The sequence below is a fragment of the Lysobacter hankyongensis genome (assembly GCF_039543145.1).
GTDB classification, from domain to species: domain Bacteria; phylum Pseudomonadota; class Gammaproteobacteria; order Xanthomonadales; family Xanthomonadaceae; genus Lysobacter_I; species Lysobacter_I hankyongensis.
Genome location: NZ_BAABJE010000014.1, coordinates 216,853 through 232,130, shown reverse-complemented (window position 1 = coordinate 232,130; position 15,278 = coordinate 216,853). Strand labels below are relative to the sequence as shown.

The 15,278-nt window shown below is 65.4% G+C and carries 13 protein-coding genes; 11 read left to right on the top strand and 2 right to left on the bottom strand.

The window, feature by feature from the left end:
* Positions 1 to 179 precede the first annotated feature (179 nt).
* The 4 genes from ABD974_RS13060 (at position 180) to ABD974_RS13045 (ending at position 5,642) form a co-directional block, all read left to right on the top strand.
* A complete protein-coding gene (locus ABD974_RS13060) occupies positions 180 to 866 on the top strand; it encodes a YiaD family glycine zipper/OmpA-like lipoprotein (protein ID WP_345303775.1) in 687 nt (228 codons plus the stop codon).
* Between the two features lie 313 nt (positions 867 to 1,179).
* Complete coding sequence (locus tag ABD974_RS13055; RefSeq protein WP_345303774.1) at positions 1,180 to 2,319, top strand: hypothetical protein; 1,140 nt, start codon at positions 1,180 to 1,182, stop codon at positions 2,317 to 2,319.
* 45 nt (positions 2,320 to 2,364) lie between these two features.
* Positions 2,365 to 4,794, top strand: coding sequence for a DEAD/DEAH box helicase (locus tag ABD974_RS13050; protein ID WP_425562687.1), 2,430 nt, complete (start codon positions 2,365 to 2,367; stop codon positions 4,792 to 4,794).
* Entirely contained in the window at positions 4,791 to 5,642 is an 852-nt protein-coding gene (locus ABD974_RS13045; RefSeq protein WP_345303773.1) for a ribonuclease H-like domain-containing protein, read from the top strand. The genes ABD974_RS13050 and ABD974_RS13045 overlap by 4 nt, the downstream gene beginning before the upstream one ends.
* A 15-nt stretch (positions 5,643 to 5,657) precedes the next feature.
* On the opposite strand, the gene ABD974_RS13040 is transcribed toward ABD974_RS13045, so the two are convergent.
* Positions 5,658 to 7,262, bottom strand: coding sequence for an NAD(P)/FAD-dependent oxidoreductase (locus tag ABD974_RS13040; RefSeq protein ID WP_345303772.1), 1,605 nt, complete (start codon positions 7,260 to 7,262; stop codon positions 5,658 to 5,660).
* Positions 7,263 to 7,377: 115 nt separating this feature from the next.
* Between ABD974_RS13040 and ABD974_RS13035 the strand changes: the two genes are divergently transcribed.
* On the top strand, positions 7,378 to 8,631 hold the full coding sequence (locus tag ABD974_RS13035) for a BaiN/RdsA family NAD(P)/FAD-dependent oxidoreductase (protein WP_345303771.1): 1,254 nt from the start codon (positions 7,378 to 7,380) through the stop codon (positions 8,629 to 8,631).
* 530 nt (positions 8,632 to 9,161) lie between these two features.
* Here the strand turns inward: ABD974_RS13035 and ABD974_RS13030 are convergent.
* Entirely contained in the window at positions 9,162 to 9,917 is a 756-nt protein-coding gene (locus tag ABD974_RS13030) for a hypothetical protein (protein ID WP_345303770.1), read from the bottom strand.
* Between the two features lie 58 nt (positions 9,918 to 9,975).
* Here ABD974_RS13030 and ABD974_RS13025 point away from each other — a divergent pair, with 58 nt between their 5' ends.
* From ABD974_RS13025 to ABD974_RS13000, 6 genes are all read left to right on the top strand, one after another.
* The gene (locus tag ABD974_RS13025) at positions 9,976 to 10,704 is read left to right on the top strand and encodes an SDR family oxidoreductase (RefSeq protein WP_345303769.1); all 729 of its coding nucleotides are present in this window, start codon (positions 9,976 to 9,978) and stop codon (positions 10,702 to 10,704) included.
* A gap of 26 nt (positions 10,705 to 10,730) precedes the next feature.
* Entirely contained in the window at positions 10,731 to 10,997 is a 267-nt protein-coding gene (locus ABD974_RS13020; protein ID WP_345303768.1) for an acyl carrier protein, read from the top strand.
* Positions 10,994 to 11,479 carry a 3-hydroxyacyl-ACP dehydratase FabZ family protein gene (locus tag ABD974_RS13015; protein WP_345303767.1) on the top strand — a complete coding sequence of 162 codons (486 nt, stop codon included), beginning with the start codon at positions 10,994 to 10,996 and terminating at the stop codon, positions 11,477 to 11,479. The genes ABD974_RS13020 and ABD974_RS13015 overlap by 4 nt, the downstream gene beginning before the upstream one ends.
* 23 nt (positions 11,480 to 11,502) lie before the next feature.
* Complete coding sequence (locus ABD974_RS13010; RefSeq protein WP_345303766.1) at positions 11,503 to 12,714, top strand: beta-ketoacyl synthase N-terminal-like domain-containing protein; 1,212 nt, start codon at positions 11,503 to 11,505, stop codon at positions 12,712 to 12,714.
* A complete protein-coding gene (locus ABD974_RS13005; RefSeq protein WP_345303765.1) occupies positions 12,711 to 13,655 on the top strand; it encodes a beta-ketoacyl-[acyl-carrier-protein] synthase family protein in 945 nt (314 codons plus the stop codon). The genes ABD974_RS13010 and ABD974_RS13005 overlap by 4 nt, the downstream gene beginning before the upstream one ends.
* 231 nt (positions 13,656 to 13,886) lie before the next feature.
* Positions 13,887 to 15,197: an N-acyl amino acid synthase FeeM domain-containing protein gene (locus ABD974_RS13000; protein WP_345303764.1), complete on the top strand. Its 1,311-nt coding sequence runs from the start codon at positions 13,887 to 13,889 to the stop codon at positions 15,195 to 15,197.
* The last annotated feature ends 81 nt before the right edge of the window (positions 15,198 to 15,278 follow it).

The following is a 15,278-nucleotide window of genomic DNA, read 5'->3' as shown; positions in this document are numbered from 1 at the left end:
TTCCATCGCGTCCCCTCTCCAGCCATCGGCGACGGGGACGCGATGCATTGATCCGCCTCGCCTGAATCGCGTATTCCGCACGATCGCCTCGCAGCCCGCCCGGACAGCGGGCTGTCAGCTTGCGCGGCCTAGGGTGGGCGCGTTCACCGGCCCCCCGGCCGGCATCCGAGGAGTTCATCATGCGCATCGCATCCAAAGCCCCCATCGCTCTCGCCGTCGCCGCCAGCCTGCTCATCGGCGGCTGCGCCACCTACACCGGACAGACCAACGCGCCCGACGATCCCAACCGCACCCAGCGCGGCGCGCTGATCGGCGCCGCGGTCGGCGCGGTCGCCGGCCTGCTCAGCGGCGACGACGCCACCGAACGTCGCCAGCGCGCGCTGGTCGGTGCCGGTGTCGGCGCGGTCGCCGGCGGCGCCGTCGGCGTCTACCAGGACCGCCAGGAAGCCGAACTGCGCCGCCGCACCGCGGGCACCGGCATCGAGGTCAGCCGCGACGGCGACGTCATCAAGCTCAACCTGCCCGACGGCGTGACCTTCGATTTCGGCAAGTCCAACCTCAAGCCGCAGTTCTATCCGGCGCTGGATCAGGTCGCGGCGACCATGGCCGAATACAACCAGACCATCGTCGAGGTCAGCGGCCACACCGACAGCGTCGGCAGCGACGCAGCCAATCAGACGCTCTCGGTGCAGCGTGCGAATTCGGTCTCGAACTATCTCGTCGGCAAGGGCCTGGTCCGCGAACGCTTCGAAGTGGTCGGCATGGGCGAACGTTTCCCGGTCGCCAGCAACGATACCGACAGCGGCCGCGCACTGAACCGTCGCGTCGAGATCCGCGTGGTGCCGTTGACGCAACAGGGCGGTTGATACCCGGCGCAATCACAACGAACGAGGGTCACCGCAGGGTGGCCCTTGTTTTTTCTGGTGCCGGTGATGTCCGGTCGCGGGGCGGGTAGAGGTCGATTCGTCCAGGCTTGCAGAACGTATTGCGCGTGTCCTCGCGTGGCGATAGGGTATGGGTCGGCGCCCGCCCGACCTGCACGCGAGTCAAACAAGGCTGTCCCTTCAAACCGATGTGAATCCATGACCCCGTCGCCGGACATGCGCCGTCGTGGGTCGGCCCTCAAACGCGTGTGCAATTCCGCCGACCCGATGGCCGCTCCGGCGTGTGGAGCGTTTCATGGCAATCAAAGATCTCGTTTTCTCACTTCGGCAGCCCCTGGCGGAATCGGCCGGGCAGGCCATCGGCCCAAGTCGAACCTATGAACTCATCGCGGCAGCCTTCGGTTTCCGCTCCTACGCCGCGCTGCGGGCAACCCATGTGTTCGCCGCATCGGGCCCGACTCGTGAACCGTCGGCCGACGCCGTAAGCTCGCGCGCGAGCGGCATGGGACTTCCAGTCGAACGGTGTCCCGTGATCGCGTCGACGGTCTGTGACGCGTTGAGGGCGGCGCGGATCGTCGTGATCTCCATGACGGACCTTGGCATGGGGTTGGACGCGCTTGCGGAGGCATGGGCGCCCGACTGGGAAGAGGCGGAGCCCTGGTGGATTCCCATCGATGAGAGTCGTCGCGATTGGGACGATGATGACAATCCGGTGGATTGGATCGACGACGAAGTGCTGCTGGAATCGTTGAATGATCGCGCTGAAGCGAGCGATCCGATGGTGCTTTACCGACTCGCGCAGTTGCACTGGTTGGCATGCTGCGGAAGCGAGGGCAGTCCGCACTGGTATGCCGAGCGCGCAAAGGGCGAAACGCTCGGCTCGGCCCAACAGGGCTGGGCCGAGCAGCATGCGCGGTATCTCGCCTATCGGCAGCGGCTCCGCGAGGCGGCGGTGGCCGGGCATCGGGAAGCGGCGCTGCGTTACACGGAGGAGTTCGACGACCCGCTCTTCTTCGAGCAGCCGCACGCCTCCGTCGATGCCGATCCACACGAGGTCGCGAGACTCGCCGAGCGTCTTGGTCGAAAGAAGGATGCGCACCACTGGTTTCGCGTCGCGGCGACCGAGGGCGATATCGAAGCGATGCGGGTGTTGATCGAAGATTACGATCATCGCGACCCCGTCGCCTGCTGGACCTGGCATCACCTCGCACTGAAACTCGGCGAGGACCTCACCGTCGACCGTCATGTCGCGATCAACGAGGATGGATCGCTCTGGGATGATGATATCGGCGGACCGGCCTATGTCGGTGGCGTGGATGGGGTGCGGTTGCCGAAAATCGAGGAGGCGGCGCACGCACTGGCGATCCGCGAGGCGGACAGGCTCTACGCCGCGATCCCGGAAGATGATCCCGATATGGGCCGTCTCAGTTCCTGAGACGGCACTGGCGTACATCGTGGCCCCTCGCTGCCGGGAGCCACGATGTATCCGCTGATCCATTCCGAAGTCTCCGACACCGGCGTGATGCCACATGCCGGTGCGGGGCTCGCCGCACGTCTCTCGGCCAAATACCCCGACCGCATCACCGGGGCGTTGAAGATTCCCGGGCGGGCCGGGCGTTACGCCGAATTCCCCGACGATCTGCCGGCGCGTCTGGCCGATGCGCTGCGCGCGCGCGGGCTGACCCGTCTTTACAGTCATCAGGCCGAAGCCTGGGCGGCGACGCAGCGCGGCGAGGATGTCGTCGTGGTCACGCCCACCGCATCGGGCAAGACCCTGTGCTACACGTTGCCGGTGATCGCCGCGGCATTGAACGATCGCGCCAGGGCGCTCTATCTGTTTCCGACCAAGGCGCTGGCGCAGGATCAGGTGGCCGAACTGCTGGAACTCACGAAGGCCGGCGAACTCGGCATCCGCGCCGCGACCTTCGATGGCGACACGCCCGGCGACCAGCGCCAGGCCATCCGGCTCAACGGCGACATCGTCGTCACCAATCCCGACATGCTGCATCAGGGCATCCTGCCGCACCACACGAAATGGGCGCAGTTGTTCGAGAACCTGCGCTACGTCGTCATCGACGAGATCCACAGTTATCGCGGCGTGTTCGGTTCGCATCTGGCGAACCTGTTGCGGCGGTTGAAGCGGGTCTGCGCGTTCTACGGTGCGCAGCCGCAGTTCATCCTCTGCTCGGCCACCATCGGCAATCCGAAGCAGCACGCCGAAGCGCTGATCGAACGCGAGGTCGTCGCGATCACCGAGTCCGGCGCGCCCACCGGCGACAAGCACGTGCTGCTGTGGAATCCGCCGGTGACGAATCCCGATCTCGGCCTGCGCGCCTCCGCGCGCTCGCAGAGCACGCGGATCGCGCGCATGGCGATCAAGGCCGGCCTGAAGACGCTGATCTTCGCGCAGTCGCGCACGATGGTCGAAGTGCTCACCAAATATCTCAAGGACGTGTTCGATCACGATCCGCGCAAGCCGGCGCGCATCCGGGCCTATCGCGGCGGCTATCTGCCGACCGAGCGTCGCGACGCGGAACGCGCGATGCGCGCGGGCCGCATCGACGGCATCGTCTCCACCTCCGCGCTGGAGCTGGGCGTCGACATCGGCAGTCTCGATGTGGTCGTGCTCAACGGTTATCCGGGCAGCATCGCGGCCACCTGGCAGCGCATCGGTCGCGCCGGTCGCCGGCAACAGCCGTCGCTCGGCGTGCTCATCGCCAGCTCCGATCCGCTCGACCAGTACGTCGTCCGCCATCCGGAATTCTTCACCGGCGCATCGCCCGAGCATGCGCGGATCGCGCCGGACCAGCCGGTGATCCTGCTCGATCACATCCGCTGCGCCGCGTTCGAGCTGCCGTTCCGCGAAGGCGATGGCTTCGGCCCGATCGAACCGCGCATGTATCTCGACCTGCTGACCGAGGACGGCGTGCTGCACGCCGAAGGCGCGGTATGGGAATGGATCGCCGACAGCTATCCCGCCAATGCGGTCAGCCTGCGATCGGTCGCGGACGGCAATTTCGTGGTCGTCGATCGCAGCGACGGCCGCCAGACCATCATCGCCGAAGTCGATTTCAGCTCGGCCCCGCTGATGCTGTACGAAGGCGCGATCCACATGGTCCAGTCCACGCCCTACCAGGTCGAACGGCTGGACTGGGATGGCCGCAAGGCCTATGTGACCCGCACCCACGCCGACTACTACACCGACGCCATCGACTACACGCGGCTGAAGGTGCTGGAGCAGTTCGACGGCGCGGTCGCCGGCACCGGCGCCAGCCATCACGGCGAAGTCCACGTCGTGCGCCGCGTCGCCGGTTACAAGAAGATCCGCTATTACACCCACGAGAACATCGGCTACGGGCCGGTGAGCCTGCCCGATCTCGAAATGCACACCACCTCGGTGTGGTGGCAGTTGTCGCAGCCGGTGCTCGACGGCCTGTTCGCATCGAAGCAGGACGCGCTCGACGGCTTCCTCGGCGCGGCGTACGCGTTGCACGTGGTCGCGCGGATCGCGGTGATGGCCGACGGTAGCGATCTGCAGAAAGCGGTCGGCAGCGGAGACGGCGCATGGTTCGCGGTCGCGGATGCGCGCGGACGCGGGCAACTGCGACGCGGCGAAGCCGCCGCCGAACGTGCGGGCGAGCATCCCGACGACATCGCCGCATTCACGCCGACCATCTTCCTCTACGACAATTTCCCGGGCGGCGTGGGCCTGGCCGAACCGCTGTGGACGCGACAGGCCGAACTGGTGCATCGCGCGACCGCGCTGATCGACGGCTGCGACTGCAGCGGCGGTTGCCCGGCCTGCGTCGGCCCGGTGTCGCCGCTGATCGAGCCGACGCGCGAAGCGTCGGCGAAGACGCACGCGCGCCGCGTGCTGGTGGCGCTGTCGGCCGCGCCGGAGCCGGCATGACCCTCGCCATCGAACGCCTGCGCACGCTGCGTCGACAGGCCGGGCAGGGCGCTGCGTCGCCTGTCGCGTCGCCGGCGACGACCGCGATGCCGGTGCGACCCGCGGCGCAGACCGTCGACGATCTGCGTCGATTGTTGCGCGTGCGTGCGCCCGAGCGTGTGGCGCAGGCGCACATTGCTGCGGATCGCGCACTGCCGGGTGTCGAGATCGCGCCGGGTCTGCGCCTGATCGAAACGCGGTTTCCGCGAGAACCGGTGCCGCACGCGTTCTGCGCCGCGTTCGATCGCCGCGACGCACCGATCGCGACAAGCGATCTGCTGTTCTTCGATACCGAAACCACCGGCCTCGCCGGCGGCACCGGTACCCGCGCCTTCATGATCGGCGCCGCGCAATGGTGCGCGGCCGGCCTGCACCTGCGGCAATGGCTGATCACCACGTTGTCGGCAGAACGCGATCTGCTCGCGGCGTTCGCCGGGGCGGTGTCGCCGGACGCCGTGCTCGTCAGCTACAACGGCAAGAGCTACGACGCGCCGCTGCTGGCGACGCGCTATCGCCTCGCGCGAATGACGAATCCGCTGGCCGGCCGCGACCATGTCGACCTGTTGTATCCGACCCGCCGCCGCTGGCGCGGACGCTGGGAGAACTGCCGTCTCGCCACCATCGAACGCCGTGCGCTCGGTATCGTCCGCGAGGACGACCTGCCGGGCAGCGAAGCGCCCGCGGCGTGGCTCGGCTATCTGCGCGGCGGTTCGGCGCGCAACCTGCGGCGCGTGGCGGACCACAACCGTCAGGATCTGGTGTCGTTGTCGGTGTTGCTCGCGACGCTGGCGGGCGAGCGCAGTGGATGACGAGGTTGCGGGGCGTCACGCCTGGCCGGTCATCGCCAGCGCCACCGCCTGCGCCACTTCGATGCCGTCGATCGCCGCGGAATAGATGCCGCCCGCGTAGCTCGCGCCTTCGCCGGCGGGATACAGGCCGCGGGTGTTGATGCTCTGATAATCGGCGCCACGGGTGATGCGGATCGGCGACGAGGTTCGGGTTTCGACGCCGGTCAGCACCGCATCGTGCATCGCGAAGCCCTTCAACTGGCGATCCAGTGCCGGAATCGCTTCGCGGATCGCTGCGATGGCGTAATCGGGCAGGGCGGTGGACAGATCGCCGGGACGCACGCCGGGCTTGTACGACGGCAATACCTCGCCGAAATCCTTCGACGGCCGGCCGCGCAGGAAATCGCCGACCCGTTGCCCCGGTGCCCAGTAATCGCCGCCGCCGAGTTCGAACGCACGGCGTTCGAGCGCGCGCTGGAAATCGAGGCCGGCCAGCGGGCCGCCGGGATAATCCGCGGGGCTGATGCCGACCACCAGGCCCGCATTGGCGTTGCGCTCGTTGCGCGAATACTGGCTCATGCCGTTGGTGACGACCTGGCCGGGTTCCGAGGTCGCCGCGACCACGGTGCCGCCGGGGCACATGCAGAAACTGTAGACGCCGCGGCCGTTGCTCGCGTGATGCACGAGACGATAGTCGGCCGCGCCGAGCAGCGGATGGCCGGCGAAGGGACCGAAGCGCGCCTGGTCGATCAGCGACTGCGGATGCTCGATGCGGAAGCCGATCGAGAAGGGCTTGGCTTCGATATGCACGCCGCGCGCGTGCAGCATCGCGAAAGTGTCGCGGGCGCTGTGGCCGATGGCGAGCACGACGTGTTCGCACGGCAGTTCTTCGCCGTCGGCCAGTACCAGTCCACGCAGGCGGCCATCGACGATGCGCACGTCCTCCACCCGCGCGCCGAAGCGGATCTCGCCGCCCAGCGATTCGATCGTGCCGCGCATCTTCTCGATCATGCTCACGAGTCGGAAGGTGCCGATGTGCGGCTTGCTGACGTACAGGATTTCCTCCGGCGCGCCGGCCAGCACGAATTCCTCCAGCACTTTGCGGCCGTAATGGTGCGGGTCCTTGATCTGGCTCCAGAGCTTGCCATCGGAGAAGGTGCCGGCGCCGCCTTCGCCGAACTGCACGTTCGATTCCGGGTCCAGCACGCTGCCGCGCCACAAGCCCCAGGTGTCGCGGGTGCGCTCGCGCACGGCCCGGCCGCGTTCCAGCACGATCGGGCGGAAGCCCATCTGCGCCAGGATCAGGGCCGCGAACAGCCCGCAGGGCCCGAAACCGATCACCACCGGACGCGACGCGAGTGTGGCCGGCGCCCGGGCGACGAAGCGATAGCGCATGTCCGGGCTGGGTGCGACATGGGCGATGGCGCGGGCCATCACCGCTGGCTCGGCCGCGTCGCGCAGGGTGACGTCGACCGTATAGATGAGGGTGATGACGCCGCGTTTGCGCGCGTCGTAACTGCGCTTGTGCACCGTGAACCCGGCGATGTCGTCCGCATCCACCCCCAACCGCTGCGCGATCGCCTTCGGCAGATCGGCCTCGGGGTGGTCCAGCGGCAGTTTCAGTTCGGTCAGGCGCAGCATCCGCGGGCTCGGATCGGGAAGACCGCACATGCTCGGCGAGGTCGCGGGCGGGCGCAAGCGCCGCCGCCTACAATGGCCGGCCGCCACCCGCCCCAGCCCACAGCCCCACAGCCCCATGCCGCCTGCGCAATCGCCATCGCCATCGCCATCGCCATCGCCATCGCCATCGCCATCGCCGGACGCCCGCGCCGATACCCGGGTCGATGTCGTCGTCATCGGCGGCGGCGCCGCGGGCCTGATGTGCGCCCGGGTCGCGGGTCTGCGCGGACGCCGCGTGCGCGTGATCGAGCACGCCAACCGCTGCGGCAAGAAGATCCTGATGTCCGGCGGCGGCCGCTGCAATTTCACCAACACCGGAACCACCGCCGCCAATTTCATTTCGCGCAATCCGCATTTCTGCAAATCGGCGCTGGCGCGGTTCACCTCGCAGCACTTCATCGATCTGGTCGAGCGCCACGGCATCGCGTATCACGAGAAGGAACTCGGCCAGCTGTTCTGCGACGACTCGTCGAAGTTGATCGTGAAGATGCTGATCGACGAATGCGCCGATGCCGGCGTGCGCATCGACACCGGGTGCAGCGTCGAGGCCGTGGAGAAGAGCGGCGAGGGCTTCCGCGTGCGCACCACGCAGGGCACGCTGCAGGCGACGTCGCTGGTGGTGGCCACCGGCGGGCTGTCGATTCCGAGCATGGGCGCCACCGGCTTCGGCTACGAGCTCGCGCGCAGTTTCGGCCACACCGTGCTGCCGACTCGCGCCGGCCTGGTGCCGCTGACCCTGACCGGCAAGCATCAGGAACGGCTGGCCGATCTCAGCGGCGTCGCGTTTCCGGTCACCGCCGAATGCAACGGACGACGTTTCACCAATGCCATGCTGATCACCCATCGCGGCGTCAGCGGCCCGGCGATCCTGCAGATCTCGTCGTACTGGAATGTCGGCGACGGGCTGCATCTCGACCTGTTGCCGCACGGCGACGCATTCGAATCGCTGAAGGCGCTGCGCACGCGTCGACCGGCGGCCGAGTTGCGCACCATGCTCGGCGACCTGTTTCCGAAGCGCTTCGCCGATCGGCTGTGCGACCTGTGGTTTCCCAGTCGCCCGATGCGTCAGTTCAACGATCCCGAGTTGCGCGCCATCGCCGCGCAGCTGCAGCGCTTTCCGGTGATCGCCAGTGGTACCGAAGGCTATCGCACCGCCGAAGTCACGCTCGGCGGTGTCGACACCGATGAATTATCGTCGTCGACCATGCAGTCGAAACGCGTTGCCGGTCTGTATTTCATCGGCGAAGTCGTCGATGTCACCGGATGGCTCGGCGGCTACAACTTCCAGTGGGCCTGGGCTTCGGGACACGCGGCAGGCTCGGTCGCATAAGAACGTACGTCGCCGGGATCGATCCGGTCGCCGTCGAATACCTGCGGCGGTGACCCTTCACTCGCATGGCGCTGTCCGTGCGGGTGCGTATGGGGAATGACGCGCATTGAACAAGGGGCGTGACCTGCGCGACGCCCACAACCTGTGCGGTGACGGTGTCGGTGTCGGTGTCGTTGGATCGCATGTCGTCATGAAGAAAAGACATGATTTCGATGTTGTACTTTCGTCCAAGTCGGGAGGTGCAGGCGCCGCGCCGCGCGAGGATCGATGACTGCGAATGGACATGCGATTCACCGCTGCATCGCCGACGTTGCGATGCGAACGCTTCACGCCGGAATGGAAAATCACGCCATGCAGACCGCTATTTTCGGCAAATACGCGATCAAACCGGCACGAACAATGCGATTGATCGAAACAAGCTTTTTTTGTGTCGGCAACTTCGGTGATCGGAATCCAGGGCCGCGTTGGCGCACGTGCGGACGCAGAAGAGAACGATCATTTTTTTGATTTGCAATCGCGTAATTTCGTGATTATAGTCGGTGCGAGTCGACATCCCGATGATTGCAAAGCACAGAGCGCGGATATCTCGGGAAAATAAAGCCGTATATACAGTTGTGCATTCGTTGCGTGTGGTTCGCGCGACGGAAACGGGTGCGTCGAGGTCGAATTTCCGGCGTATTTCGGGAATACCGATCCTGGATGCGCATGCATCGGACGGCAAAGCGGTCGGCGTTGATCCAGATCAAAGCACGCCCGGCGTCGGGTGCCATATGATCGGCCTGCCATCGAAGCTCGCGAATTGACGGTCGCCTGTCGAAATGCGCGTGCAGTACGCTGCAGTATCTTGCAAGGCAATGGACTTGGAGTGGTTTTTTGGATCCAGCGTCGAATGGCAGCGCGTTCATGCCTGCCCGGATCGTCGCCAAGAAAGGAATGCACAGGGGAAATGGAGAATTTGAATATCGCATCGTCCTTGTCCCGCCGAAGGGGCAAATGTCGATCCCGTATCGGACATGGGGATTCGCCGCGCCACGAATGGCCGATCGCTTTTCCGACGGGCAAAGATCCGGCGACACGGCGCTGTCACGCGCGACAATGACAATGACCCGCCATCGCGTGAAGTAATCGCGCACTCGCGCGCGCGGATCGAGGGGATTCCATTTCGCTGATTCGAGCCGGCTTCGACGCCGGATCGATGGTGCCGCGCGTCTTCGTGCAAGGGTCTCGATGATGTCGCGCGCGATGCGGACGATCTCGATAGGGGATCCTGCGTCGGTCTTCGTCATCAATCGTGGCGGAACGATCGGCGACAGAACGGAAAGCATTTCGAACAAGGAGAAGTGAATGTCGAAACGACCTTGCCTGGTGGTCGGAGCAAGCGGAAACATCGGCGAAGCCATCGCGCTTCGCCTGCTGCAGGATGGCCGTCGCGTCGCGCTGACCCATTCGCCGCGATCCCGCCCCTCGGAGCGCGTTCCCGCGGACGATGCGAACGTTCGCTGGTACGGCGTCGATGTCTGCGACAGCGCGGATGTCGTGCGTCTGGTGCAGGCGGTCGAAAAGGATTTCGGGAGCGCGCCGGATCTCGTCTACAGCGCCGGCATCGTCAAGGACGGATCGATCGCGCTGATCACCGACGAGGCATGGAATGCGGTGATCCAGACCAATCTCACCGGCGCCTTCAATTTCGTGCGCGCGCTGTCGAAATCCCTGATGGTCGCGGGCGACGGTCGCATCGTCCTGATCGGTTCGGTGACCGCGACGAAGGGCAATCCCGGGCAGCTCAGCTATGCCGCCGCGAAGGCCGGCATGGAAGGCATGTGTCGAGTGATCGCCGTGGAGATGGGCAGGTTCGGCGTGACCTGCAACGTGGTCTCGCCGGGCGTCATCGAGAGCCGGATGATCGAGGAAACGCCGGCGGCGTCCGTCCAGCGCCTGCTCAAGAGCACACCGCTGCGTTCGCTTGGAAAACCTTCCGACGTGGCGGGCCTGGTCGGTTTCCTGCTCGGGCCGGATGGGCGTTACATCACGGGACAAACGCTACAAATCGACGGCGGCATGACCGCACTCTGAACTCTGACAAGGAAAGGTGGAAGATCGTGACTGACATCAGCATCGGTGAAATCAAGGAAATCGTTGAAATCGCCCTGGATCGGGAACTCGACGAGTTCGCCATGGACGCCAATTTCTACGAGGCCTATTCGATGGACTCCCTCGGCGCGGTGGCGCTGGTCGTGGAGGTCCAGAAACGCTTCGACGTGCGCATCCCGGACGACAGGATGCCCGAGGTGAGGACCGGCGAGCAGCTCAAGACGATCGTCGCCGAGCTGATCCAGGCGAAGGAAGAAGAGAGCGTGCCCGCATGACGGACGCCGAAGTCGAATACCCGCAGACGCTCGATTACCACCAGATCGTCCGGCTGGTGCCGTATCGCTCGCCATGGCTGTTGCTGGACAGGGTGATCAGCTGGGACAAGAAGCGCATCGTGGTGCAGAAGGCGATCTCCGGCGCCGACCCGATGATGGCGGCGCATCTCGCCGACGGCCCGTCGATCATGCCGGGCGTGCTTTACATCGAGTTCGTCGGACAGGCGACGATGCTGTTGGATGTGCTGTCCAGCGGCGGCAAGCGCGGTTCCGGCGGCGTCGGTGTTCTGGCGCGCTGCAAGGGCGAATTCGTGTCTCCCGCGTTCATCGGCGAAACCATCACGGCCGAAGTGACCGTCAGCGACGTCATCGCCGGAAAAACCATCTACGAAGGTGTCGTGCATGCGGGCGAACGGCTGATCTGCCGGGTCTCGGGCATGGGCGCACTGATCAACACGCCGGTCGTTTCCGGCGCGCTTTGATTCCACCCCATTCGGACGGTGCCATGATAGAGCCATACAAGAAACCGATTTCCATCTCCAGACACTGCTGCGCGATCGCGAACATCGGCAGCAGCTGGGAGGAATGCTGGCAGTCGCTGCTGGAAGGCAAGCGGGTCTTCTCGAACGGAGCGGACCTGATTCCCAACTGGCCGGACAGTCCGCCGTTGTCCGCGATTCTCGATTTTCCGGGCATCGATGGGCAGCCGCCGTTCAACTGCCGGACCGGCGTGCTCGCGAAGATCGTGGGCACGCAGATGCGCGCAGCCGTCGACGATCTCCTCGATGCCAACCCGCAGACCCGGCTGTCGCTGATGATCGCGACCTCGCACGGCGATCCCGGCCCGTTGTCCGAGGTCGTCGATCATCGTCAGGCGAGCATTCCCGACGAGACGATCTCCATGTCCACCTGGGAAGGCGTGGTGGTCGACAACCTGATCAGGGAAGTCAATGCGGGTCTCGGCCGTTCGCTGCCGGGAACGACCACGTCCGCGGCGTGCGCGTCCTGTCTGGTCGCGCTGTCCTACGCGGCAGACCGGATCAATGCCGGTCTGAGCGATGCGGTGCTGCTGGTCGCCATCGACACGCTGTCGCGGGTCGCGTCCGTGGGCTTCAACAACATCGGCGCGATGTCCAAAAACGGATGTCGTCCGTACGATGCCGAGCGCGACGGAACGACCGTCGGTGAAGGCGCCGTGGCCATGCTGTTGACGCGCGACGGTCTGATCGCCGCGCAGGATGTCCTGGGCTTGATCACGGGCACGTCCGTCTTCTGCGATGCCGCGCACATGGTCGAGCCCAATCCGGTCGGCGTGGCCAGCGTCGTGCAGACCGCGATCCAGCAGGCGGGTCTGGAACCTCCCGACGTGAGAGGCATTTTCTGGCACGGCACCGGGACGCGTCAGAACGACAAGACCGAGGCCGCGGTCGCGCAGATCGTCTTCGGCGACAAGTCGCCGCTGTGCACGTCGACGAAGGGCTCGCTGGGACACACCATGGGCGCATCCGGCGGTTTCAACGTTCTCGCCGCCTGCGAGGCCAACAAGCGGGGCATCTTCCCCCACGTCGTCGGCACCAGAAATCCCGAATACGCGAACATGACTCTGGCGTTGGACCGGCCGCATGCCGTCGAACCCGGCCCCATGCTCGTCACCGCGCTCGGATTCGGCGGCATCAATGCCGCTGCGGTCATCCTGCCTCCGGAGACAGTCCAATGAGCATCGTCATGCTTGAGAATGGGCCATACATCAATTCGATCGGCTGGACGCGCAAGCCGGACCATGCCGCCGTCGCCGCGACCCATGCGGCGTATTCGGCCATGGCGAACCCGGTCGAATTCGACGGCGCCGGCGGCTATCGACTGAAGAATTCCGATGCGGTGTGCACGCCGACCGATCTGTCGCTGCCGCTGATGCGCAGCAGCGGCGTCGCCCGCGCGCGATCGGCCGCGAAAAGCACCATCCTCGCCGCGCTGCTGGGAAGGGAGCTGATCGCGACGGTGTCCGCACGCGACGACTACGACGGAAACCGCACAGGGGTCGCCGTCGCATCGTGTACCGCGATCACCCCCATCGCCTGGGAGTTCGAGACCGTCGGCATGCGCAACGGCTGGCTGAAGACCGACACGATGCTGCTGCCCAGTTCGATCCCCAGTGCGATCACGACCCAGACCTCCGCCGTCTTCGATACGCACGCCACGGCGATCGCGTTCCAGGACGGTGCGTTCGGGTTGTGCGCAGCGCTCGAACACGCGTATCTCTCCTTCGCGCACAACCGGTCCGATCACTTCCTGGTGATCGGATCCGAGGAAATCTGCGGTGTCCAGTGCGACGCGCTGGATGCGTTGAACGACGATCGGCCGCGCATCGATGGCGCTTCGGGGCTGGTGCTCGGCAAGTCGCCGTGCTCGCCCGACGACTGGCGGCTCGCGTTCTGCTCGAACATCGCCGGCGACGCTGATTTCGAACTGCCCGAAGGCTGGAGCGGTGCGGAAGTCCTGGCGTTGGCGCTCGCCGGCGGCCCGACGGTCTTCACCGCGCCGCTGGTGCCGTACGCGCTCCATCACCTCTTCGAGCGTGCGGGCGGACAGGCGGTGCTGGTGTGTTCGATGCCCGAGCGCGGGACGTACGTCGTCGGATTCGAGCGGCCGAGACACTGACGCCGACCGCCAACGGACGCGTCGCCGGCCAGCAACGCGCTGCCGGTGACCGTCGCCCGATGCGCGATCGATCGTGCCGTCCCGACGATCGCGGCCGCGGCGGCGACTGCGGTCGTGGCGCATGCGCGCGACCGCCGGCATGCGACCGATGCGGGAGAGGCGCGCGCCACGCGGTCGCCGCAGCGCATCGGCGGAATGGAATTGAATGGATCTGTCTGGAAGAAACGCAGAATGGCCAGTGCCGAAGAGATCGCAGCGAATGTGGAAAAGGACGAGAAGGAGACGCTGTTTCCGGTGCTCTTCATGTTCCTGTCCTTCGGGAGCATGATCGTCGGCCTGGGTCTGATCTCGCTGTTCCAGGATTACTACGCGTACGCCATGTGCGCGTTGCTTTACGTCGCGGTGGTCGCGATCGAGTTCCGATTCCAGATCAGGTCGCCCGTTTCGATCTCGATGCTCGTGCTCTATACGGGGTTGGCGATCCTCGACTACGTGACCAAGGACTACACGGGCTACGCCGGCATCATCATTTTCGCCTGGTTGACGGCGCTTTCGACCGTCCTGCTTCTGTTCGGAAAGCCGTTCACGGCGTTCTATTCCAACGGCAAGGGGCTGCGGTCGCTCCATATCGTGTCCTCGCTGATCTGGACCGCCGCCTATGCGCTTTCGCTGCTCGCCAGCGTGCTGCTGATGCCGGACGTGCTGTACCTGATCATTCCGTATGTCCTGTGCATTTCCTTGGGGCTGCTGACGATTTTCCTGAACCTCGTCTGGTTCGGTCGGGGTAATGGCCGCCAGGAACGCTTCTCGATCCAGGAGTTCGAGTTTCATCGCCTCCTTGTCGACTCGCCGGAATTTCCAACGTTCTGCGATTTCTTCGCGCGGCAGATCTACCGTCCGGGCGATGATGGCAACATGAAGACGGTCGCCGAGATCGCCGAGATCGTCTCCAAGACGGAAAAGGAGCTCGCCGCCGATTCCTACATTTTCGTCGCCAAGGACGCGGGTCGCATCGTCGGCTGCATGCGCTGCATCCTCGACCGGAAGGGCCGGCCGTTTCCGCTCGAAATCGAGATGGGCTCCTCGCTCGATCGGCTGAGACAGGTCGGCAGACTGATGCACGTCGGCCGTCTGGCGGTCGACGATCATTATCGCGAGCGTCCGGCGGTGCTCAACGGACTGTTCAAATGCTTCCTCGATCTGTCGCTGAGCCGGGATGTGTCCTTCGTCGTCGCCGAAGGTTATCGGCATCGGCTGCCGACGTATCTCAAGCTCGGATTCGAGATCATGTTCGATCGATCCGACCGACGGCATGCGGTCAAGATGGCCTACGGTTACGTCTGCTATCCGATGTTCATGAATTTTTCGTTCCTGGTGTTCAACCGCGGCGACGCGTCGCTGAAGCGCTATCACTTCTCGGACTTCATCAATCCGTATCTGGCCGAGCGGTGGTACAAGCGCGCGGGGCTGCGCTATTACTTCAGGCCGCGACGGCTCTGGCCGTGGCGCTTCACGCTGCGGCAGGTCAAGGAATTGGTTTAGACAGTTGTTGGAGGACGCGCCATCAGGCGTTCGGGCCGGCGCGTTCGAGTCGCGAATCGGGGATCGCCCGGATCGCATCCG

Excerpts from the sequence above, each read along its gene's own strand:
- ABD974_RS13060 (WP_345303775.1), top strand. The coding sequence starts at position 180 with ATGCGCATCGCATCCAAAGCCCCCATCGCTCTCGCCGTCGCCGCCAGC.
- ABD974_RS13055 (WP_345303774.1), top strand. The coding sequence starts at position 1,180 with ATGGCAATCAAAGATCTCGTTTTCTCACTTCGGCAGCCCCTGGCGGAA.
- ABD974_RS13050 (WP_425562687.1), top strand. The coding sequence starts at position 2,365 with ATGTATCCGCTGATCCATTCCGAAGTCTCCGACACCGGCGTGATGCCA.
- ABD974_RS13045 (WP_345303773.1), top strand. The coding sequence starts at position 4,791 with ATGACCCTCGCCATCGAACGCCTGCGCACGCTGCGTCGACAGGCCGGG.
- ABD974_RS13040 (WP_345303772.1), bottom strand. The coding sequence starts at position 7,262 with ATGCTGCGCCTGACCGAACTGAAACTGCCGCTGGACCACCCCGAGGCC.
- ABD974_RS13035 (WP_345303771.1), top strand. The coding sequence starts at position 7,378 with ATGCCGCCTGCGCAATCGCCATCGCCATCGCCATCGCCATCGCCATCG.
- ABD974_RS13030 (WP_345303770.1), bottom strand. The coding sequence starts at position 9,917 with ATGACGAAGACCGACGCAGGATCCCCTATCGAGATCGTCCGCATCGCG.
- ABD974_RS13025 (WP_345303769.1), top strand. The coding sequence starts at position 9,976 with ATGTCGAAACGACCTTGCCTGGTGGTCGGAGCAAGCGGAAACATCGGC.
- ABD974_RS13015 (WP_345303767.1), top strand. The coding sequence starts at position 10,994 with ATGACGGACGCCGAAGTCGAATACCCGCAGACGCTCGATTACCACCAG.
- ABD974_RS13010 (WP_345303766.1), top strand. The coding sequence starts at position 11,503 with ATGATAGAGCCATACAAGAAACCGATTTCCATCTCCAGACACTGCTGC.
- ABD974_RS13005 (WP_345303765.1), top strand. The coding sequence starts at position 12,711 with ATGAGCATCGTCATGCTTGAGAATGGGCCATACATCAATTCGATCGGC.
- ABD974_RS13000 (WP_345303764.1), top strand. The coding sequence starts at position 13,887 with ATGGCCAGTGCCGAAGAGATCGCAGCGAATGTGGAAAAGGACGAGAAG.